21 protein-coding genes are annotated in these 21054 nt (G+C 55.6%); 13 read left to right on the top strand and 8 right to left on the bottom strand.

Annotation, left to right across the window (positions count from 1 at the left end):
- The first annotated feature begins 131 nt into the window (after nucleotides 1-131).
- The 5 genes from ABLV11_RS03560 to otsA all read left to right on the top strand — a co-directional run bounded on the left by ABLV11_RS03560 (nucleotide 132) and on the right by otsA (nucleotide 6044).
- A complete protein-coding gene (locus ABLV11_RS03560; protein ID WP_064398751.1) occupies nucleotides 132-1112 on the top strand; it encodes an arabinose ABC transporter substrate-binding protein in 981 nt (326 codons plus the stop codon).
- A gap of 61 nt (nucleotides 1113-1173) precedes the next feature.
- A complete protein-coding gene (gene araG, locus ABLV11_RS03555; RefSeq protein ID WP_004103427.1) occupies nucleotides 1174-2688 on the top strand; it encodes an L-arabinose ABC transporter ATP-binding protein AraG in 1515 nt (504 codons plus the stop codon).
- A 14-nt stretch (nucleotides 2689-2702) separates the two neighbouring features.
- Nucleotides 2703-3683, top strand: coding sequence for an L-arabinose ABC transporter permease AraH (araH, locus tag ABLV11_RS03550; protein ID WP_004103425.1), 981 nt, complete (start codon nucleotides 2703-2705; stop codon nucleotides 3681-3683).
- 158 nt (nucleotides 3684-3841) lie between these two features.
- Nucleotides 3842-4645 (top strand): trehalose-phosphatase, encoded by an 804-nt coding sequence (gene otsB, locus ABLV11_RS03545; RefSeq protein ID WP_016808315.1) that lies wholly within the window; start codon nucleotides 3842-3844, stop codon nucleotides 4643-4645.
- Nucleotides 4620-6044 (top strand): alpha,alpha-trehalose-phosphate synthase, encoded by a 1425-nt coding sequence (otsA, locus tag ABLV11_RS03540; RefSeq protein WP_004103421.1) that lies wholly within the window; start codon nucleotides 4620-4622, stop codon nucleotides 6042-6044. The genes otsB and otsA overlap by 26 nt, the downstream gene beginning before the upstream one ends.
- Nucleotides 6045-6072: 28 nt before the next feature.
- Here otsA and uspC read toward each other — a convergent pair whose 3' ends face one another.
- Together uspC and ABLV11_RS03530 are read right to left on the bottom strand one after the other, a co-directional pair.
- Nucleotides 6073-6501, bottom strand: coding sequence for a universal stress protein UspC (gene uspC / locus ABLV11_RS03535; protein WP_126489285.1), 429 nt, complete (start codon nucleotides 6499-6501; stop codon nucleotides 6073-6075).
- 103 nt (nucleotides 6502-6604) lie between these two features.
- Entirely contained in the window at nucleotides 6605-6790 is a 186-nt protein-coding gene (locus tag ABLV11_RS03530) for a hypothetical protein (protein ID WP_156529725.1), read from the bottom strand.
- Nucleotides 6791-6866: 76 nt separating this feature from the next.
- Between ABLV11_RS03530 and ABLV11_RS03525 the strand changes: the two genes are divergently transcribed.
- Nucleotides 6867-8450 (top strand): MFS transporter, encoded by a 1584-nt coding sequence (locus ABLV11_RS03525; protein WP_126489284.1) that lies wholly within the window; start codon nucleotides 6867-6869, stop codon nucleotides 8448-8450.
- A 4-nt stretch (nucleotides 8451-8454) separates the two neighbouring features.
- Nucleotides 8455-9594, top strand: coding sequence for a glycoside hydrolase family 88 protein (locus tag ABLV11_RS03520; protein WP_126489283.1), 1140 nt, complete (start codon nucleotides 8455-8457; stop codon nucleotides 9592-9594).
- A 76-nt stretch (nucleotides 9595-9670) separates the two neighbouring features.
- Here the strand turns inward: ABLV11_RS03520 and argS are convergent, their stop codons facing one another.
- Nucleotides 9671-11404: an arginine--tRNA ligase gene (argS, locus tag ABLV11_RS03515; protein WP_126489282.1), complete on the bottom strand. Its 1734-nt coding sequence runs from the start codon at nucleotides 11402-11404 to the stop codon at nucleotides 9671-9673.
- 229 nt (nucleotides 11405-11633) lie between these two features.
- Here argS and ABLV11_RS03510 point away from each other — a divergent pair, with 229 nt between their 5' ends.
- Nucleotides 11634-12203, top strand: a complete 570-nt coding sequence (locus ABLV11_RS03510; protein WP_126489281.1) for a VOC family protein — start codon at nucleotides 11634-11636, stop codon at nucleotides 12201-12203.
- 76 nt (nucleotides 12204-12279) lie between these two features.
- Nucleotides 12280-13023 (top strand): copper homeostasis protein CutC, encoded by a 744-nt coding sequence (cutC, locus tag ABLV11_RS03505; RefSeq protein ID WP_224250537.1) that lies wholly within the window; start codon nucleotides 12280-12282, stop codon nucleotides 13021-13023.
- A gap of 298 nt (nucleotides 13024-13321) precedes the next feature.
- Here cutC and cmoB read toward each other — a convergent pair whose 3' ends face one another.
- The 5 genes from cmoB to ABLV11_RS03480 are packed head-to-tail and all read right to left on the bottom strand — an operon-like array spanning nucleotide 13322 to nucleotide 16954.
- Nucleotides 13322-14344: a tRNA 5-methoxyuridine(34)/uridine 5-oxyacetic acid(34) synthase CmoB gene (gene cmoB, locus ABLV11_RS03500; RefSeq protein ID WP_004113808.1), complete on the bottom strand. Its 1023-nt coding sequence runs from the start codon at nucleotides 14342-14344 to the stop codon at nucleotides 13322-13324.
- Nucleotides 14341-15084 carry a carboxy-S-adenosyl-L-methionine synthase CmoA gene (cmoA, locus tag ABLV11_RS03495; protein WP_004103405.1) on the bottom strand — a complete coding sequence of 248 codons (744 nt, stop codon included), beginning with the start codon at nucleotides 15082-15084 and terminating at the stop codon, nucleotides 14341-14343. Before cmoA ends, cmoB begins: the two co-directional genes overlap by 4 nt.
- A 39-nt stretch (nucleotides 15085-15123) precedes the next feature.
- The gene (locus ABLV11_RS03490; protein WP_004103403.1) at nucleotides 15124-15519 is read right to left on the bottom strand and encodes an MAPEG family protein; all 396 of its coding nucleotides are present in this window, start codon (nucleotides 15517-15519) and stop codon (nucleotides 15124-15126) included.
- Between the two features lie 53 nt (nucleotides 15520-15572).
- The gene (locus ABLV11_RS03485; protein ID WP_024274404.1) at nucleotides 15573-16391 is read right to left on the bottom strand and encodes a DUF72 domain-containing protein; all 819 of its coding nucleotides are present in this window, start codon (nucleotides 16389-16391) and stop codon (nucleotides 15573-15575) included.
- On the bottom strand, nucleotides 16388-16954 hold the full coding sequence (locus ABLV11_RS03480) for a hydrolase (protein ID WP_023321226.1): 567 nt from the start codon (nucleotides 16952-16954) through the stop codon (nucleotides 16388-16390). Before ABLV11_RS03480 ends, ABLV11_RS03485 begins: the two co-directional genes overlap by 4 nt.
- Before the next feature lie 269 nt (nucleotides 16955-17223).
- Here ABLV11_RS03480 and aspS point away from each other — a divergent pair, with 269 nt between their 5' ends.
- The 4 genes from aspS to ruvC all read left to right on the top strand — a co-directional run bounded on the left by aspS (nucleotide 17224) and on the right by ruvC (nucleotide 21023).
- Entirely contained in the window at nucleotides 17224-19011 is a 1788-nt protein-coding gene (gene aspS, locus ABLV11_RS03475; protein WP_105890458.1) for an aspartate--tRNA ligase, read from the top strand.
- Between the two features lies 1 nt (nucleotide 19012).
- The gene (gene nudB, locus ABLV11_RS03470; RefSeq protein ID WP_004103398.1) at nucleotides 19013-19456 is read left to right on the top strand and encodes a dihydroneopterin triphosphate diphosphatase; all 444 of its coding nucleotides are present in this window, start codon (nucleotides 19013-19015) and stop codon (nucleotides 19454-19456) included.
- Between the two features lie 150 nt (nucleotides 19457-19606).
- Nucleotides 19607-20347, top strand: coding sequence for a YebC/PmpR family DNA-binding transcriptional regulator (locus ABLV11_RS03465; RefSeq protein WP_004103396.1), 741 nt, complete (start codon nucleotides 19607-19609; stop codon nucleotides 20345-20347).
- Between the two features lie 154 nt (nucleotides 20348-20501).
- Nucleotides 20502-21023, top strand: coding sequence for a crossover junction endodeoxyribonuclease RuvC (gene ruvC, locus ABLV11_RS03460; protein ID WP_004113791.1), 522 nt, complete (start codon nucleotides 20502-20504; stop codon nucleotides 21021-21023).
- The last annotated feature ends 31 nt before the right edge of the window (nucleotides 21024-21054 follow it).

The raw sequence follows: 21054 nt of genomic DNA, 5'->3' as shown, positions 1-21054 counted from the left end.
AATTTCCGGTTAATACTATTTTAACAACGGCGGTCTTGATTGAGACTTTCCTAATGCCTTGTTTTGCGTCCGATAAAAAAATTAACTCTTAATTTTCCCTACATAAAAGCGAATTAAAGCTGGAGTTTACCATGCACAAATTTACTAAAGCGCTGGCGGCGATCGGTCTCGCCGCAGTTATGTCACAATCAGCTATGGCCGAGACGCTTAAGCTGGGTTTTCTGGTCAAACAGCCTGAAGAGCCATGGTTTCAAACAGAGTGGAAATTTGCCGATAAGGCCGGTAAAGATTTAGGTTTCGACGTCATCAAAATTGCCGTCCCCGACGGTGAGAAAACCCTCAACGCCATTGATAGCCTGGCGGCTAGCGGAGCCAAAGGCTTTGTTATCTGTACGCCCGATCCCAAACTCGGGGCGGCTATAGTCGCCAAAGCGCGCGGCTATGATATGAAAGTCATTACCGTCGATGACCAGTTCGTTAACGCCAAAGGCAAACCGATGGAGAGCGTACCGCTGGTGATGATGGCGGCCAGTGAGATCGGCGCACGTCAGGGGCAGGAGCTCTATAAAGAGATGCAAAAACGCGGCTGGGACGTGAAGGATACCGCCGTCATGGCCATCACTTCCGACGAGCTGGACACCGCCCGTCGTCGCACTACCGGATCGATGGACGCCCTGAAAGCTGCCGGTTTCCCGGAGCAACAAATCTACCGTGTGCCAACGAAATCTAACGACATTCCCGGCGCCTTTGATGCCGGCAACTCTATGCTGGTTCAGCATCCGAACGTCAAACACTGGCTGATCGTCGGCATGAACGACAATACCGTTCTGGGCGGCGTACGCGCCACCGAAGGCCAGGGCTTTAAAGCGCCTGACGTTATCGGTATCGGTATTAACGGTGTTGATGCAGTGAACGAACTCTCTAAAGCGCAGGCCACTGGTTTCTACGGCTCTCTGCTGCCAAGCCCGGATATTCACGGCTATAAAACCAGCGAGATGCTTTATAACTGGGTGACAAAAGATGTCGAACCGCCAAAATTCACCGCGGTGACCGACGTGGTGCTGATTACCCGCGACAATTTTAAAGAAGAGCTGGCTAAAAAAGGGCTGTAAGGCCGGTTGACCGGGCCTCTTGCCTTGAGCGAGAGGCCCTGTACAGAAAAGCGGAGTCGTTATGCAACAGTCTACCCCTTATCTCTCATTCCACGGTATCACCATGACATTCCCGGGCGTTAAAGCGCTGTCCGATATTAGCTTTGACTGCTATGCCGGACAGGTCCACGCCCTGATGGGAGAAAACGGCGCCGGGAAATCCACTTTGCTCAAAATCCTCAGCGGCAACTACGTACCCACTGCCGGCAGCCTACAGATCCAAGGCCAGCAGATGACCTTTACCCACACCACCGAGGCGCTGAACGCCGGGGTGGCGATTATCTATCAGGAGCTGCATCTGATCCCGGAAATGACCGTGGCGGAAAATATCTACCTCGGCCAATTGCCGCACAAGGGCGGGATTGTGAATCGGTCGCTGCTGAATTATGAAGCCGGCCTGCAGCTGCAGCATCTGGGGCTGGATATCGACCCGGAAACGCCGTTGAAGTATTTGTCGATTGGCCAGTGGCAGATGGTGGAGATCGCCAAGGCGTTGGCGCGGAACGCCAAAATCATCGCTTTTGACGAGCCCACCAGCTCACTGTCGGCCAGGGAAATCGACAATCTGTTTCGGGTCATCCGCGAGCTGCGCCAGGAAGGGCGGGTGATCATTTACGTTTCCCACCGGATGGAAGAGATCTTTGCATTAAGTGACGCCATCACGGTCTTCAAAGATGGTCGCTACGTGCGCACCTTTGACAATATGCAAGAGGTTAACCACGACGCTCTGGTACAGGCGATGGTCGGTCGCGAGCTGGGCGATATCTACGGCTGGCAGCCCCGTGAATATGGCAAAGAGCGTTTGCGCCTCGATCGGGTGAAGGCGCCTGGCGTACGGCAACCCGTTAGCCTTTCGGTGCGTAGCGGAGAAATCGTCGGCCTGTTTGGGCTGGTTGGCGCCGGACGCAGCGAACTGATGAAAGGCCTGTTCGGCGGCAGCAGAATAACCGCCGGTCAGGTTTATATCGACGGCGAGGCCATTGATATCCGCAAGCCGGCTCAGGCGATTCAGGCCGGGATGATGCTCTGCCCGGAAGACCGCAAAGCAGAGGGGATTATTCCGGTTCACTCGGTTCGCGACAACATCAATATCAGCGCCCGCCGCAAGCACATTCTCGCGGGCTGCGTCATCAATAATGCCTGGGAAGCGCAGAACGCCGACCAGCATATTAAATCGTTGAATATCAAAACGCCCGGCGCAGAGCAGCTGATTATGAATCTCTCCGGTGGCAATCAGCAAAAGGCGATTCTCGGCCGCTGGCTGTCGGAGGAAATGAAAGTCATCCTGCTTGACGAGCCCACGCGCGGCATTGATGTGGGCGCTAAGCATGAGATCTATAACGTTATTTACGCATTAGCGGCATCGGGCGTCGCGGTGGTCTTTGCCTCCAGCGATTTACCGGAAGTTCTCGGCGTAGCCGATCGCATCGTGGTGATGCGCGAGGGTGAGATTGCCGGAGAGCTGCTGCATGAACATGCCAATGAACAGCAGGCATTGAGCCTTGCCATGCCAAAAGTGAGCCAGGCAGTCGCCTGAGTAAGGAGTCTATGATGTCATCAGTTACCACTTCAGGTACTTCCCGGTCGGCTTTTAGTTTCTCCCGTATCTGGGATCAGTTCGGCATGCTGGTCGTTTTCGCGGTGCTGTTTATTGGCTGCGTAATTTTTGTGCCCAATTTTGCCTCGTTTATTAATATGAAAGGTCTGGGGTTGGCTATTTCTATGTCCGGAATGGTCGCCTGTGGGATGCTGTTTTGCCTGGCGTCCGGCGATTTCGATCTGTCGGTCGCCTCGGTTATTGCCTGCGCCGGCGTGACCACGGCGGTGGTGATTAATCTGACTGAAAGCATGTGGGTTGGCATTGGCGCCGGTCTGCTGCTTGGCGCAGTGAGCGGCCTGGTCAACGGTTTTGTCATTGCCCGCTTAAAGATTAATGCTCTGATTACCACCCTCGCCACGATGCAGATCGTCCGCGGTCTTGCCTATATCATCTCCGACGGTAAAGCGGTAGGGATTGAAGATGAGCGCTTTTTTACCCTCGGCTACGCCAACTGGTTTGGTCTGCCTGCGCCTATCTGGTTAACCGTTGCCTGCCTGATTGTATTCGGTCTGCTGCTGAATAAAACCACCTTTGGCCGAAACACGCTGGCGATAGGGGGTAATGAAGAAGCGGCTCGTCTGGCCGGCGTTCCGGTGGTGCGGACGAAAATTATTATTTTCGTCCTTTCAGGGCTGGTTTCCGCGGCGGCGGGTATTATCCTGGCATCCCGTATGACCAGCGGTCAGCCGATGACGTCCATTGGCTATGAGCTGATTGTCATTTCGGCCTGCGTGCTCGGGGGCGTATCGCTGAAGGGCGGGATCGGCAAGATCTCCTACGTGGTAGCCGGGATCCTGATTCTGGGAACGGTGGAAAATGCGATGAACCTGCTGAACATTTCGCCGTTCTCGCAGTACGTTGTGCGCGGCGTGATTTTGCTGGCTGCGGTGATCTTCGACCGCTATAAACAGAAAGCGAAGCGTGCGGTTTAATTCGTCCAACTTTTCAGTTTAATCCTAAACCCTCGCCAGCGCCCGTTGCGCTGGCGATGACTATCAAAAATGGCGATGCTGGTCACACTGTCTATACTTACATGGCTACAATAATTTAACACCCAGCATGTTGCTGGCCATGATAAGGAGGAAACAGGGTGGCTGACCAGATTTATGTACCGCCTGCGTTAACCGGAAACTACGCTTTTTTCTTTGACCTCGATGGTACCCTTGCCGGTATCAAACCCCATCCCGATCAGGTGGTCATTCCAGCCGATGTTCTGCAGTCGCTGCGCCAGCTTGTGCAGCAGCAAAACGGCGCGGTGGCATTGATTTCAGGGCGCTCAATGGTTGAGCTGGATGAGCTTACCCGTCCTTACCGGCTACCGCTTGCCGGTGTCCACGGGGCTGAACGCCGTGACATCAATGGTAAAACGCATATTGTCTCTTTACCGGATTCACTTCTGAAGGCGCTCTCTGCGCAGTTGACGACGGAACTGGATGCTTTGCCGGGATGCGAACTGGAAAGTAAGGGGATGGCTTTTGCTTTGCACTATCGACAGGCGCCGGAGCAGCAGCAAGCGGTGCTGGCGCTGGCGCAATCTATCGTCCAGCGCCATCCCATTCTGGCCCTGCAGCCGGGTAAGTGCGTGGTGGAGATCAAACCGCGTGGAGTGAATAAAGGTGAAGCGATAGCCGCTTTTATGCAGGAAGCTCCATTCAAAGGACGCAAGCCGGTGTTTGTTGGTGATGACTTAACCGATGAAGCTGGTTTTAGCGTCGTGAATCAATTGAATGGCGTATCGGTCAAAGTGGGCGGCGGCGAAACGCAAGCGCGTTGGCGTTTGCCTGACGTGCCCGCCGTCCATCTTTGGATTAGTAACATCGCGAATCATGGGCAACAACCAGATGCGCTAACCGACAGGAGAGATGGCTATGAGTCGCTTAGTCGTAGTATCTAATCGTATTGCCCCGCCGGATGACAAAAAGGCCAGCGCCGGTGGCCTTGCCGTGGGGATTATGGGGGCATTAAAAGCAGCCGGAGGTTTGTGGTTCGGCTGGAGTGGGGAAATCGGTGACGACCAACAGCCGTTAAAAAAAGTGACTCAGGGCAATATCACCTGGGCCTCTTTCAATCTTAGCGAGCAGGATCACGACGAATATTACAACCGCTTTTCCAATGCCGTTTTATGGCCCGCATTCCACTATCGTCTTGACCTGGTTGATTTTCAGCGTGAAGCCTGGGAGGGCTATCAGCGCGTTAATGCGACCCTGGCGGATAAATTGCTGCCGCTGATTGAACCTGACGATATCGTCTGGATCCACGACTATCACCTGCTGCCGTTGGCCAGCGAACTGCGCCAGCGCGGCGTCAATAATCGTATCGGCTTCTTTTTGCATATTCCGTTCCCGACGCCGGAAGTGTTTAATGCGTTACCGCCGCATGCGGAACTGCTTGAACAGCTTTGCGATTACGATTTACTGGGTTTCCAGACCGAAAGCGACCGACTGGCGTTTCTGGATTGCGTATCGATGCAAACCCGCCTGACGACGCGCGACGGCAAAAAGCATGTGGCCTGGGGAAAACCTTTCCAGACCGAAGTGTATCCGATCGGTATCGATCCGGAAGAGATTGCGCGCAGCGCAAAAGGGCCGCTGCCGCCGAAGCTGGCGCAGCTGAAGAGCGAGCTCAAAAGCGTCCAAAATATCTTTTCCGTTGAACGGCTGGACTATTCGAAGGGGCTGCCGGAGCGTTTTCTCGCTTATGAAGCTCTGCTGGAGAACTATCCGCAGCATCACGGCAAGATTCGCTATACCCAGATTGCGCCGACTTCACGCGGGGACGTTCAGGCCTATCAGGATATTCGTCATCAGCTGGAAAACGCAGCCGGCCGTATCAATGGCCAGTATGGCCAGCTGGGCTGGACGCCGCTTTACTACCTTAACCAGCACTTTGAACGCAAGCTGCTGATGAAAATCTTCCGCTACTCCGACGTTGGTCTGGTTACCCCGCTGCGCGATGGTATGAACCTGGTGGCGAAAGAGTATGTTGCCGCGCAGGACCCGCAAAATCCGGGCGTGCTGGTGCTGTCGCAGTTTGCCGGCGCGGCCAACGAGCTCCCGACGGCCTTAATCGTTAATCCTTACGATCGCGATGAGGTCGCTGCGGCGCTGGATAAGGCATTAACCATGCCTCTGGCCGAGCGTATTGCCCGCCATTCGGCCATGCTGGCGGTGATTAAGGAAAACGATATTCATCGCTGGCAGGAGCGGTTTATTGCCGATCTAAAGGAGATTGAGCCAGGGAGCGAGGAGAGCCACTTAGAGCGCAAGGTCGCCACTTTCCCTAAACTCGCCTGAGGCCAAGACGGTTAGCGCCTCCCCGGCGCTAGCCTTTTTCCAGACAAACCAGCAGTACATCGACGCCGCTACTGCCAACAATATCTTTTGCCGAACAGGTGGCGCGAGAAAACAGACTCTGGTTGTGGTTACCGCAAATCACCAGGTCAACGCGATGCTGTCGGCAAAAATCCTGCACGTGGTGAGCAATTCCGCCGCTGGCAATTGTCATTTTCTCTATAGGATAGTCGGCGTGGCGGGCCAGCTCGGCCAGAAATCCGCGCGTCTCCTCCTGCATCACTTCGCGTAAGTTTTCCATCATGGGCGCCGCAAACTGATTATACAGCTCCGGATCCGTCGCCATCGTAATCAGGCTGACTTTTGCATTGACCGGACGTGCGATGGAGACAGCTTTTTGAATGAGGACCCGGCTTTCCGGGGTTGGCGCCACGGCGACCAGCAGATGTGAGTAGGGCATCAAGCCTCCTTGATATACGCGAAACAACCCTTTTCTTATTGTCTTTACTCCCATTCCGTAGCATTCGCAAGGTTTATCCGCAGCGAAATACATCGCCCAAATTTCATTCCACGACGCGCCGTTTCGGTGGCCATATCTCAGTTTTTGGTCCGATCTTTTGTATTAAAAGAAACGCTGTTTTATAAATCAGTGAAGCGTGTTCATCGACTCTTTGTGTTTTTGCCATTGAACGCTTTTGGCTGGCAAAAATGAAAAGGTAACGCCGTTCCCATGTTCTTACTGTAGCCATGTATCAACCCCCTTTTGGCGGAATGAGCCAAAAAGCGGTTCGGAGTTCTCAAAAAAAAGACACAGGATTTACGGCGATGAAAACACGTAAAATCGGTTTGGTTAACTACCTTGCCTATGGATCGGGCGATTTTCTTGGTGCGGGAACAACTGCACTCACGGCAGCCTGGCTGCTCTACTTCTACACCACCTTTTGCGGACTTTCGCCTATCGAGGCGACGCTCATTTTTGCCACTGCCAGAGTTCTGGATGCGGTAATCAGCCCGCTGATGGGCTTTCTGACGGATAACTTTGGCTCGACCTGGCTGGGAAAACGTTTTGGCAGGCGTAAGTTCTTTATCCTGCTCGGCATCCCTTGCGTGTTTAGCTACTCCATTATGTGGGTAGGGGATATGGGGTTCTGGTACTACCTGCTGACCTATCTGCTGTTTGACATCGTCTATACCATGATTCTGGTGCCGTATGAAACGCTGGTGCCGGAAATGACCGACGATTTTAAACAGAAAACCAAATTCTCCGGCGCGCGTATTTCTATGGCGCAGATGTCGGCGATCCTGGCTTCTTTCCTGCCGGGCATTCTGCTGACCATCTTCGGCAAAGACAACGCCGTCTCTTTCTTCTACGCCAGCCTGGTGTTCTCGGTGCTGTGCGCAATGATGTTAACTTTTGTCTGGTTCTTTACCTGGGAGCGCCCGCGTGAAGAGTGGACGGAGGCTGCGCTGCGCGCCGAAGAGGAGAAACAGAACCTGAGCTTGTCTCAGAGTCTTAATCGCCTGTTTATTGAATTAAGTTCGACCCTGCGCATTAAAATTTTCCGTCAGCATTTGGGGATGTATCTGGGGGGCTATATCGCCCAGGATGTCTTCAATGCGGTCTTTACTTACTATGTGGTGTTTGTCCTGATGCAGGAAGCCTCAATGGCCTCCAACCTGCTGGGGACCATGGCGATCTTCCAGTTTATTGCGGTTATTGCGATGATCCCGCTGTGTATTCGCTTCGGTCCGGCGCCATCGTACCGCATGGTGGTAGTGTTGTTCGGGCTGAGTTCGCTCTCTTACGCGGTGCTGTACTACGCTGGCCTCAGCGATGTTTATTCGCTGCTGCTGCTGATTTCCGCAGTGGCGGGTCTGGGCCGCGGCGGCATCAACTATGTTCCGTGGAACACCTATACGTATATTGCCGACGTGGACGAAGTGATCACCGGCCAGCGTCGCGAAGGCATCTTTGCCGGGATTATGACTCTGACGCGTAAGGCTTCCCAGGCCGGGGCGGTGATGTTGGTAGGGATCATCATGCAGATGTCCGGCTTTGTCTCCGGGCAGAAAACGCAGCCTTATGAAGTGAACCATACCATTCTGCTGATCCTCAGCGTCGGCACTTTGCTGGTGCTGGCCTGCGGCTTCCTCGTTTCCCTGCGCTTTAAACTCAATCTGCAAACCCACAGCGTCCTGCGTGCGGAAACGCTCAAAATGCGTGAATCCGGACGCGCTCAGCCGGAACTGGCCAGCGCCCAGGATCGTGAGGTAGTCGAGATGCTGGCCGGGATGCCGTACGACTCCCTGTGGGGAAACAACAATATTGGTTATCTGAATCGTAATAAACCCGCCGCGCCATCGCTGAAACAGCGTTCTGCCATGAATTCGACATATAACAGAGGTTAAGGATATGAAAGTTTGGCCTGTCAAACATAGCCCACTACTGCGCCAGCCTGAGCGCTTTATCGCCCGCAATGAACTGCAGGCGCTGATTCAGAAGGTCACGCAAAATCTGGTCAACATTAAAGATGAAAGCGGGCAATTTTTACTGCGGCTGGACGACGGGCGCATCATTGATACGAAAGGGTGGAACGGCTGGGAGTGGACTCACGGCGTCGGCCTGTACGGCATCTGGCAGTATTACCAGCAGACCGGCGATATCGCGATGCGCGATATTATCGATGGCTGGTTTGCCGATCGCTTTGCCGAGGGGGCGACCACCAAAAACGTCAACACCATGGCGCCGTTTCTCACCCTCGCTTATCGCTATGAAGAGACGGGCAACGCCGCGTATCTGCCCTGGCTCGATAGCTGGGCCGAGTGGGCGATGAACGAGATGCCGCGCACGGAGTCTGGCGGCATGCAGCACATCACGCTGGCGGAAGAAAATCATCAGCAAATGTGGGACGACACGCTGATGATGACCGTTCTGCCGCTGGCGAAAATTGGTAAGCTGCTTAATCGCCCCGAATACGTAGAGGAGGCGGTGTATCAGTTTCTGCTGCACGTGCAGAATCTGATGGACCGCGAGTCCGGTCTGTGGTTTCACGGCTGGAACTACGAGGGGCGACATAATTTCGCTCGCGCCCGCTGGGCGCGCGGCAATAGCTGGCTGACGATCGTGATCCCGGATTTCCTGGAGCTGGTGGATTTACCCGAACACAGCGCGGTGCGACGTTACCTGGTGCAGGTGTTGGATACGCAGATTGCGGCGCTGGCCCGCTGTCAGGACGATAGCGGCCTGTGGCATACGCTACTTGATGACCCTGACTCCTATCTGGAAGCCTCGGCGACCGCCGGTTTTGCGTATGGGATCCTCAAGGCGGTGCGCAAGCGCTACGTGAGTCAGGCGTATACGGAGGTTGCGGAAAAAGCGATTCGCGGCATTGTGGCGAATATCTCTGCGCAAGGGGAACTGCTGCAAACGTCCTTCGGTACCGGGATGGGGTCGGATCTCGATTTTTATCGCGACATCCCGCTGACGTCGATGCCGTATGGCCAGGCGATGGCGATCCTGTGTCTGACGGAGTATCTGCGGAAGTATTTTTGAATCAGGTGAGAACAGCCGGGTGAGGCGTCAGCCGCCGCCCGGCAAACCCGGCGTTAAGCCGGGTTCTTTCGGCACATTACATCCGTTCTACGGTTTCGATACCCAGGGTATCAAGACCCAGCTTCAGCGTTTTCGCCGTCAGCAGAGCCAGTTTCAGGCGGCTGTTGCGCGTCTCTTCGCTATCAGCGCTCAGGATCGGGCAGTGCTCGTAGAAACCGGAGAACAGACCCGCCAGATCGTACAGGTAAGAACACATAACGTGCGGCGTGCCTTCACGGGCAACGACCGTAAGGGTTTCTTCAAACTGCAGCAGACGGGCCGCCAGCTGGGCTTCGCGGTCTTCGGTGATGACCACCGGCGCCGCCACTAGCGCACTTTCATCAATATCCGCTTTGCGGAACACGGAGAGCACGCGGGTATAGGCATACTGCATATAAGGCGCGGTATTGCCCTCAAAGGCCAGCATGTTATCCCAGTCGAAGATATAGTCAGTGGTGCGGTTTTTTGACAAGTCGGCATACTTAACCGCGCCAATCCCGACCGCGTTCGCCAGTTTTTCCAGTTCATCGGCGGGCATATCCGGGTTTTTCTCCGCCACCAGACGGCGGGCGCGTTCCAGCGCTTCGTCCAGCAGGTCGGCGAGCTTCACGGTACCGCCGGCGCGGGTTTTGAACGGTTTGCCGTCCTTGCCGAGCATCATGCCGAACATGTGGTGCTCCAGCGGTACGGACTCCGGCACGTAGCCGGCTTTACGTACGATAGTCCACGCCTGCATCAGGTGCTGATGCTGGCGAGAGTCGATGTAGTAAAGCACGCGATCCGCATGCAGATTCTCGTAGCGGTATTTTGCGCAGGCGATATCGGTAGTGGTGTAAAGGTAGCCGCCATCCTTCTTCTGGATGATGACGCCCATCGGTTCACCTTCCTTGTTTTTGTACTCATCAAGGAATACCACCGTCGCGCCTTCGCTTTCTACCGCCAGCCCTTTGGCCTTCAGGTCGGCCACGATACCCGGCAGCATCGGGTTATAAAGGCTTTCGCCCATAACATCATCGCGGGTCAGGGTGACGTTCAGGCGGTTATAGGTTAACTGGTTTTGCGACATGGTGATGTCGACCAGCTTGCGCCACATTTCGCGGAAATATTCGTCGCCGCCCTGCAGCTTAACGACGTAGCTGCGCGCGCGCTCGGCGAAGGCTTCATCTTCATCGTAGTGTTTTTTCGCTTCACGATAGAAACCTTCGAGGTCGGCCAGCGCCATTTCACCGGCGTTCTCCTGCTGCTGTTTTTCCAGGTACGCGATAAGCATACCGAACTGGGTACCCCAGTCGCCCACGTGGTTAGCGCGGATCACTTTATGCCCGAGAAACTCCAGCGTACGCACCGCGGCATCGCCAATGATGGTGGAGCGCAGATGGCCTACGTGCATCTCTTTCGCCACGTTCGGCGCAGAGTAATCGACCACCACGGTTTGTGCCGGCGGCTGAGCCACGCCCAGACGTTCCGATTTCAGCGCGCAGCTGACATTTTCCGCGAGGAAGGCCGGATCGAGGAAAATATTAATAAAGCCAGGGCCGGCGATCTCTACCTTATTGGCAATCCCGCTCAGATCGAGATGAGACAGTACCTGCTCTGCAAGTTGTCGCGGCGCCATGCCCAGTTTTTTGGCAACGGCCATCACGCCGTTGGCCTGATAGTCGCCGAACTGGACTTTTGCTGACTGGCGGACCTGAGGTTCGCAATCGGCAGACGCGCCTGCTGCGATCAGGGCCTGACTGACTTTTTCTGAGAGAAGAGCCTGAATATTCACCGAAACACCTTACGTTAACACGCCGTCACCCTGATGGGGCGGCGCGGGAATGTGGACAAATTAGGGCAGGAGTATACTGCATTTGCACCCACGCGTCAGCACCGCACGGAGGTTGCTGAGCCTCGCGCTCAACGAATAACCGTTCGCCGGACGTCGCCGACGATTGCCGGTTGGTCGGATGCGGAAAACGCGATAGATTAGCGCTTTTTAGCGCGTACCGAGGCTTACGATGGCGAACTGGCAGCAGATTAATGAATTAAACGATATTTCCGCGGACCTGTCGCGCTTTACCGAGGCGCTAAACGCGCTTGCTCATCGGCTTGGTCTCGATATTACGCCACTTGATGCCGACCATATTTCCCTGCGCTGTCACCAGAACGCCACGGCGGAGCGCTGGCGTCGCGGCTTTGAGCAATGCGGCACGCTGCTGTCGGAAAATGTCATTAACGGCCGCCCCATCTGCCTGTTCAGGCTGGATGAGCCGGTGGTCGTGGCGCACTGGCGTTTTAGCATTGTTGAACTGCCGTGGCCGGGCGAAAAGCGCTATCCGCATGAAGGCTGGGAGCATATTGAAATCGTTCTGCCTGGCGAGCCCGAAACGCTCAATACCCGCGCCCTGGCGCTGCTTTCCGATGATGGATTGAGCCAACCGGGCATTTTTGTAAAGACCAGCGCGCCTAAAGGAGAGCATGAGCGCTTGCCGAATCCAACTCTGGCGGTTACCGATGGCAAAGTGACGATCAAATTTCACCCGTGGTCGATTGAGCAAATTGTCGCCAGCGAACAATCAGAACGATAACAGTGTGAAGCTACGCGGCGTCTGTCGGAAGAAATCGTGACATTCTGTCGTGTCTGCCATATCGACGGAGAGAAGAATGACCTTACTGGAAGTCTGCTGTTACAGCATGGAGTGCGCGCTGGAAGCCCAGCGCTGCGGCGCCGACCGCATCGAGCTATGCGCCGCGCCGCAGGAGGGAGGGCTTACGCCTTCCTTGGGCGTCCTTAAAACGGTGCGTGAGTCGGTGACCATCCCCGTTCATCCAATTATTCGTCCGCGCGGCGGTGACTTTTGCTATACCGCTGGCGAATTTGCCGCAATGCTTGATGATGTGGCTGCGGTGAGAGATCTCGGCTTTCCCGGCATGGTGATCGGCATCCTGGACGCCGACGGTCAGGTAGATAGGGCGCGAATGAAAAAAATAATGGCGGCGGCGGGAACGATGGCCGTCACCTTTCACCGTGCCTTTGATATGTGCGCCAACCCGCGCCAGGCCAGCGTTGAGCTGGCTGAGCTCGGCGTTCAGCGGATCCTGACTTCGGGCCAGCAGCCATCAGCCGAAAAAGGAATTTCATTAATCAGGGAACTTATTTCCCAAAGCGACACTCCTATTATTATGGCCGGCGCAGGAGTGCGTGCCGCCAACCTGCCGCTGTTTTTGCAGGCTGGGGTAAAAGAGGTCCACAGCTCGGCAGGCCAGTGGCTACCGTCCCCGATGCGCTTTCGTAATCCCGGGTTGTCGATGTCTACGGATGCCGATGCTGATGAATACTTACGCTACGCCGTCAATGGCGAAGCGGTAGCGGAAATGAAGAAGATTATTTCCGCACAGAGAGATTAAAACCCTAAATAATTCGAGTTGCGAGAAGGCGGCGACGCAGGGAAACCCCAGGAGCTTACTCAAGTAAGTGACTGGGGTGAGCGACAAATCTGTCTGGAACAGATTTGAACGCCGTATCCCGGCGGCCCGTAAGGGCGAGGCTCATGGATGAGCCGAGTAACAAAGCCAGCGCACATGCAACTTGAAGTATGACGGGGATAAACCGTTTTTTGCTGCACATCATGTCGCCCAATATGATGATTGCCCGTACCAGGCCCCTGCCCATTAAACAGGGGCCTTTTTTTATGCTAAAAACGCGTCAACCGGCCCGCTTGTCGGCACGTTTTTTCGCTGCCAGAGACTGTTCCGTTTCCGGTTTGGTGGCAATAATCACCGCGCGCAGCGGGGCGGGATAGCCTTCGCGGGTTTTGCTACTGTCCTCGGGATCGAGGAAGTCGGCCAGCGACTCGGTGGTCATCCACTCGGTGCGGCGCTGCTCTTCGGTCGAGGTCACGCACGCATCGACGATGCGTACATCGACAAATCCGCACTTCTCCAGCCACTGCTTCAGCGCGGCGGCAGAGGGAATAAAGTAGACGTTGCGCATCTGCGCATAGCGATCGCCCGGCACCAGCACGGTATTTTCGTCGCCTTCAACGACCAGCGTCTCCAGCACCAGCTCGCCGCCGGGAACCAGCTGATCTTTTAGCTGCCAAAGGTGATCGAGCGGGGAACGACGATGGTATAGCACGCCCATCGAAAAAACGGTATCAAAGGCGTTCAGCGCCGGAAGCTGTTCAATTCCCAGCGGCAGCAGATGCGCCCGCTGGTCGTTGCCCAGCAGTTTACGTACGGCTTCAAACTGGCAAAGGAACAGTTGGGTGGGATCGATGCCTACCGCCAGATGAGCGCCTGCGCCAATCATCCGCCACATGTGATATCCGCTGCCGCAGCCGACATCAAGAATAGTCCGTCCGGTCAGGTCGGAAAGGTGCGGCAGTACGCGCTCCCACTTCCAGTCGGAACGCCATTCGGTATCGATATTCACGCCGTAAAGGGAGAAGGGCCCTTTACGCCAGGGCATCAGATTCTTCAGCAGGTTTTCAATGCGCAGGCGCTGGCCTTCACCGAGCGGCGTTTCGCTCTCGGCGGTGACGCTATGCAGCAGGTCGAGGCGGTAGGGCGCAAACTCGGGCAGAAACTCGACGGCCCGTTCCCACTCCCGGTATTTGCCGTGCAGCGCTTCACGTTGCCAGGCCGCGACCTGAGCGGGTAGCGTCTCCAGCCAGTGTGACAGCGGGCTTTTGGCAATCAATTGATAAAAGTTGCTGAAATCAATCATGCCGGTTCCCCGGATTTTACGGCGATTAACGATCCGAAGTTAAAGCACTGGAACCACAATTCGGCATGTTCGAAACCGGCCTTGCGCAGGCGGGCTTTGTGGGTTTCCACGGAATCGGTGAGCATGACGTTTTCCAGCATGCTGCGCTTCTGGCTGATTTCCAGCTCGCTGTAGCCGTTGGCGCGCTTGAAGTCGTGATGCATGTTGAACAGAAGTTCGCCGACGTTGTCATCCTCGAAGCTGAATTTTTCCGATAGCACCAGCGCACCGCCCGGATTCAGCCCCTGATAAACCTTATCAAGAATGGCCTGGCGTTCGCCCGGCTCGAGAAACTGAATGGTGAAATTCAGCACCACCATCGAAGCATTTTCGATAGTGACGTGACGGATATCGCCTTCAATAACTTCGACCGGCGTCGGCGCTTTATAGGCGTCAATATGGCGACGGCAGCGTTCGACCATCGCCGGTGAGTTATCAACGGCGATAATTTTACAGCCGGCATGGGCAATGTTGCGGCGCACGGACAGCGTGGCTGCGCCAAGCGAGCAGCCGAGATCGTAAACCTGGGTATCCGGCTGAACGAAACGTTCCGCCAGCATGCCGATCATTGAAATAATGTTGGAATAGCCGGGAACAGAGCGCTGGATCATATCCGGGAAGACTTCAGCAACCCGTTCATCAAAGGTCCAGTCGCCGAGACTGGCAATCGGCGCGGAAAAAAGCGTATCGCGGTGAGACATAACGTTAAACCCGAAAAATCGAAAACGGCGTATTGTGCGCTAACGGACGGAGAAAACCAACTCCCAGGGCATATACCAGAAGTTCGCCAGCACCATCAGCAACAATGAACACCACGTCGCGCTCATGCCGGAGCGGCGCCAGCGATACAGGCGATGATGGAAACCATAAGAGTGCATCAGGCGCCCGACAATCAGCAAAATACCGCAGACGTGGACCATCCAGGTTTGCGCGCCGTTCATTTCCATAAACAGCAGCAGTATCAGGCCAATGGGAACGTATTCCACCGCGTTGCCGTGCACGCGAATAGCAACCTGCAGCTCGCTAAAACCACCGTCGCCGTAGCCAACGCGATATTGCGTCCTCAGGCGTACGACATCGTAAGAAAACTTTATTAGCAATAACGCACCTAAAACCGCATACAGCGCGCTGACCATACTCAAAACTCCCTTTTATTCCATCCGGTGGCTCAGTTGAGGATAGCAGGATATCAGAAAAGAGAGGTTTGCTGCGGAATTGACGGCGCATCACCTATTTCCGGTAGGGCGGCGCGCAGATCGCTCCACAGGATATCGACCAGCTGCGGAGCCTGGGCGATATCCGGTGTGTGGAGGAACAGGTAGGGCGTTGTGGTTTGCGCCCATTTTGGCAGCGTCCTTATCCACACGCTAAAAAGCTCGCGATTTTGCGCCATATCGTCGCTGCCAATAAAGCGCACCATCGGGTGCCGGGCCGTCACCAGCGCATGGACGGGGACTTTGGGCTTTTTGTTTTGCGCTTCGATCATTGCCTGACTGCGGGCGATGGCGCTGTGAACCGGGCGGCTATCGAGGATAACGCGGTTGACGTTTCGCTGATGCAAGCCGCGATTAAGCTGCTGTTCCGCTTCCCCCTTGGCGAAAAATTCCGCATGCCTTACTTCGACGCCGTAGGTGAATTCACGCGGCAGACTATCAAGAAAGTGCCAGAGGGCGGGAAGGTCTCGGGGGCCAAACGTCGCCGGCAGCTGTAGCCAGTATTGGCCGATGCGCGAAGACAGCGGCGCCAGACGAGTAAAAAACTCCTGGCTTAAGTCGTCGCAGTTGCGCAGCGCCGCCTGGTGCGAAATGGTGGCCGGAAACTTGAAGCAGAAGCGAAAATCGTCGTGGGTCTGTTCATACCATCGGCTGACAATCTCCGCTTTTGGTAACGCGTACAGGGTGGTGTTGCCCTCCACGCAATTAAAGTGGCGGGCATACTCTTCAAGGCTGGTGATACCCAGGCGCACCCACTTCGGGTGCGCCCATTGGGGAAGCCCAATATAGATCATAAGGCGGCAAGTACCTCCTCGGTGCTGCGCACGCGAGCAATACGCGGGAAGATGTGCGTCATGCTGCCCTGATGCTGTTCGGCCGACGCCGCGCTGCAGGCATCTTCAACCAGAATCAGATTAAATCCCAGCTCCCAGGCGTTGCGCGCCGTGGATTCGACGCCGATGTTGGTGGATATTCCGCACAGAATGATGGTGTCGATGCCGCGACGGCGAAGCTGCAGCTCGAGGTCAGTGCCGTAAAAAGCGCCCCACTGACGTTTAGTAACTTCGATATCGCTTTCCTGTTTTTCCAGCGCGAGCGGGTAGGTCCACCAGTTTTCCGGTAGCGTATGGGCGCCAGCCTCGGCATCGACCGGCTGTTTCAGCGCTTCGGCGAAATCCGCTGACCAGCCGACGCGAACCATCACTACGGGGGCGCCCTGCTGGCGACACTTTTTCGCCAGCTTCGCGGCCCGCTCAACCACTTTATCAGCGCGATGAGGGCCGCCGGCAAACGGTAAAATACCTTCCTGCAGGTCAATAATGACCAGCGCGGTGTTTTTTGCATTGAGTTCTAACATAATATCCCCGTATCTTCTCCAGGTGGTCAGGTCGCTACAATACCGTTGCCGATTCTGCCCAAGGGTAACAATTTTTGTTAATTTTTGTGAGTGCAGGCACTAAGCGCACAGCAAAGCAACGCTGCGCGCTGCGCCGGGCTTATCGTGCGGCATAATTTCCAGTATAATAGCCGCCTTTTTTCATTCAGTAGTGACATCAGCTAAAGCTGCGACCTCGTCGCCTGCAAGGCAGGCAACAATCCGCCTGCGGCTAAGTTAAGGGATATCTCATGCGTACAGAATATTGCGGACAGCTCGGTCTGTCCCACGTAGGGCAGCAAGTGACTCTGTGTGGTTGGGTCAACCGTCGTCGTGATCTTGGTAGCCTTATCTTTATTGATATGCGCGACCGCGAAGGCATCGTGCAGGTGTTTTTCGATCCGGATCGCGCGGATGCATTAAAGCTGGCCTCCGAACTGCGTAATGAGTTCTGCATTCAGGTCACCGGTACCGTGCGCGCGCGTGACGAAAAGAACGTCAATAATGATATGGCCACCGGCGCCATTGAAGTGCTGGCAACCGACCTGACGATCATCAACCGTGCTGAAGCGCTGCCGCTGGATTCCAACCACGTCAACACCGAAGAAGCGCGTCTGAAATACCGTTACCTGGACCTGCGTCGTCCGGAAATGGCGCAGCGCCTGAAAACCCGCGCGAAGATTACCAGCCTCGTTCGCCGTTTTATGGACGACCACGGTTTCCTCGATATCGAAACCCCGATGCTGACCAAAGCGACCCCGGAAGGCGCGCGCGACTATCTCGTGCCTTCTCGTGTGCATAAAGGCAAATTCTACGCGCTCCCGCAGTCTCCGCAGCTGTTTAAACAGCTGCTGATGATGTCCGGTTTTGACCGCTACTATCAGATTGTTAAATGCTTCCGCGACGAAGATCTGCGCGCTGACCGCCAGCCGGAATTCACCCAGATCGACGTCGAGACTTCCTTTATGACTGCCCCGCAGGTGCGCGAAGTGATGGAAGCGCTGGTGCGTAATCTGTGGCAGGAAGTGAAGGGCGTGGATCTGGGTGATTTTCCGATCATGACCTTTGCCGAAGCCGAGCGCCGCTATGGTTCTGACAAACCGGACCTGCGTAACCCGATGGAGCTGGTGGACGTCGCCGATCTGGTGAAAGCGGTGGAATTCGCCGTCTTTGCGGGCCCGGCTAACGACGCCAAAGGCCGCGTTGCCGCGCTGCGCGTGCCTGGCGGCGCTGCGCTGAGCCGTAAGCAAATCGACGAATACGGTAAGTTTGTCCAAATCTACGGTGCCAAAGGTCTGGCATACATTAAAGTCAACGAACGGGCTAAAGGCCTTGAAGGTATCAACAGCCCGGTGGCTAAATTCCTCAACGCCGACATCGTTGAAGCGATCCTTGAGCGCACCGGCGCGCAGGATGGCGATATGATCTTCTTCGGCGCGGATAACAAAAAAGTGGTTGCCGATGCGCTGGGCGCGCTGCGTCTGAAGCTGGGTAAAGATCTGAACCTGACCGATGAAGAGAAATGGGCGCCGCTGTGGGTGATCGACTTCCCGATGTTTGAAGACGACGGTGAAGGCGGCCTGACCGCGATGCACCATCCGTTTACCTCGCCGAAAGATATGACCGCCGCAGAGCTAAAAGCCGCGCCGGAAGAAGCGGTAGCTAACGCTTACGACATGGTGATTAACGGCTATGAAGTTGGCGGCGGTTCCGTGCGTATTCACAGCGGTGAGATGCAGCAGACCGTATTCGGTATTCTGGGAATTAACGAGCAGGAGCAGCGCGAGAAGTTTGGCTTCCTGCTGGATGCGCTAAAATACGGTACTCCACCGCATGCGGGTCTGGCTTTTGGCCTTGACCGTTTGACCATGCTGCTGACCGGCACCGATAATATCCGTGACGTTATCGCCTTCCCGAAAACGACGGCGGCGGCCTGCCTGATGACCGAAGCCCCGAGCTTTGCAAATCCTGCATCGCTGAGCGAGCTCGGTATTCAGGTGGTGGCGAAAGAGGCAAAAGAGTCTCCGGAGAATAAGTAAGATGTCATTCAAGCTCCCCGTTTCCGTTCTGGTGGTGATTTATGCCGAAGATACGAAGCGGGTGCTGATGTTGCAGCGTCGCGACGATCCCGCCTTCTGGCAGTCGGTTACCGGCAGCCTGGAGGAGGGGGAAACCGCGCCGCAAGCTGCCGCGCGTGAAGTAATGGAAGAGGTCGCCATTGACGTTGCCTGTGAGCAGCTGGCTTTGGTTGATTGTCAGCGAACGGTAGAGTTCGAGATATTTTCTCATTTACGTCATCGCTATGCGCCGGGCGTTGAGCGCAATACGGAGTTTTGGTTCCGTCTTGCGCTCCCCCATGAACGCCAGATTGTCTTTACGGAACATCTGGACTATCGCTGGGTTGATGCGACGGAAGCCGCCACGTTGACCAAGTCCTGGAGCAACCGGCAGGCGATTGAAGAATTTGTAATTAACGCCAACTAATTTCCCCCAGAATTTTAGTTATCAGGAAGGCGGCCAGTTGGGATATCACCCGGAGCTTACTTGCGTAGGTAATGGGTGTGAAACAACGCAGCCAGTGCTCCTGAGGGCTAAAAGGCGCCGGGAAAAAGGCTTTTTTGGAGATATTATTTTATGGCAGGTCATAGTAAATGGGCCAACACCAAACACCGCAAAGCGGCACAGGATGCCAAACGCGGTAAGATCTTTACGAAAATTATTCGCGAGCTGGTCACCGCGGCCCGTCTTGGCGGCGGCGATGCGGGCTCAAACCCGCGTCTGCGCGCAGCGATCGACAAAGCGCTGAGCAACAACATGACCCGTGACACCCTGAACCGCGCTATTGCCCGCGGCGTCGGCGGCGATGATGATGCGAACATGGAAACCATCATTTATGAAGGTTACGGTCCTGGCGGTACGGCGGTAATGGTTGAATGTCTGTCCGACAACCGCAACCGTACCGTTGCTGAAGTACGTCACGCGTTCAGCAAAACCGGCGGTAACCTGGGCACCGACGGCTCCGTTTCCTACCTGTTCAGCAAAAAAGGCGTCATCTCCTTCGAGCAAGGCGATGAAGATGCGATCATGGAAGCGGCGCTGGAAGCGGGCGCGGAAGACGTGGTGACCTATGACGACGGCGCAATTGACGTCTACACCGCCTGGGAAGAGATGGGTGCGGTACGCGATGCGCTGGAAGCTGCCGGTCTGAAAGCGGACGCCGCTGAAGTCTCCATGATCCCGTCAACCAAAGCGGATATGGACGCGGAAACTGCGCCGAAACTGCTGCGTCTGATCGATATGCTGGAAGATTGCGACGACGTGCAGGAAGTTTATCATAACGGCGAGATCTCTGATGAGGTCGCCGCAACCCTGTGATACCCGTACACTTTCAGCCCACAGCGGTGTTGGCGCTCCTCGCTTACCCCGGTCACGTAGTGAATCTACGTGACCGGGGATGCGCTGCGTGGCCGCCTGGCTGTGAACTGAAATCTTTAGGGTCTCACGAGTTAGTTATGACCGGGGGCGCGTGATGGCTATTATTCTCGGTATTGACCCGGGGTCGCGCGTCACTGGTTATGGCGTTATCCGTCAGGTTGGACGCCAGTTGAGCTACCTCGGCAGCGGCTGTATACGCACGAAAGTGGATGATTTACCGTCCCGCCTGAAGCTTATCTATGCCGGTGTTACGGAAATTATCACCCAGTTCCAGCCGGACTACTTCGCCATCGAACAAGTTTTTATGGCCAAAAACGCCGACTCGGCGCTGAAGCTCGGCCAGGCGCGCGGAGTGGCCATCGTCGCGGCGACGAATCAGGACCTGCCGGTCTTTGAGTACGCCGCCAGGCAGGTGAAGCAGACCGTTGTCGGGATTGGCAGCGCGGAAAAGAGCCAGGTGCAGCATATGGTGCGCACGTTGCTCAAGCTTCCAGCCAACCCACAGGCGGATGCGGCGGATGCTTTAGCTATCGCCATCACTCATTGCCACGTCAGCCAGAACGCAGCTCAGATCAGTGAAAGTCGCCTGAACCTGGCGCGCGGACGCCTCCGCTAATCTACACCGCCCCGGCGCTTGTTGCCCGGGG

Origin of the sequence: Klebsiella sp. GW_Kp181 (assembly GCF_040062315.1) — a bacterium.
Lineage (GTDB): Bacteria > Pseudomonadota > Gammaproteobacteria > Enterobacterales > Enterobacteriaceae > Klebsiella > Klebsiella oxytoca.
Note: the sequence above shows the minus strand (reverse complement) of the source record. Positions and strands in the feature narration are given on the sequence as shown.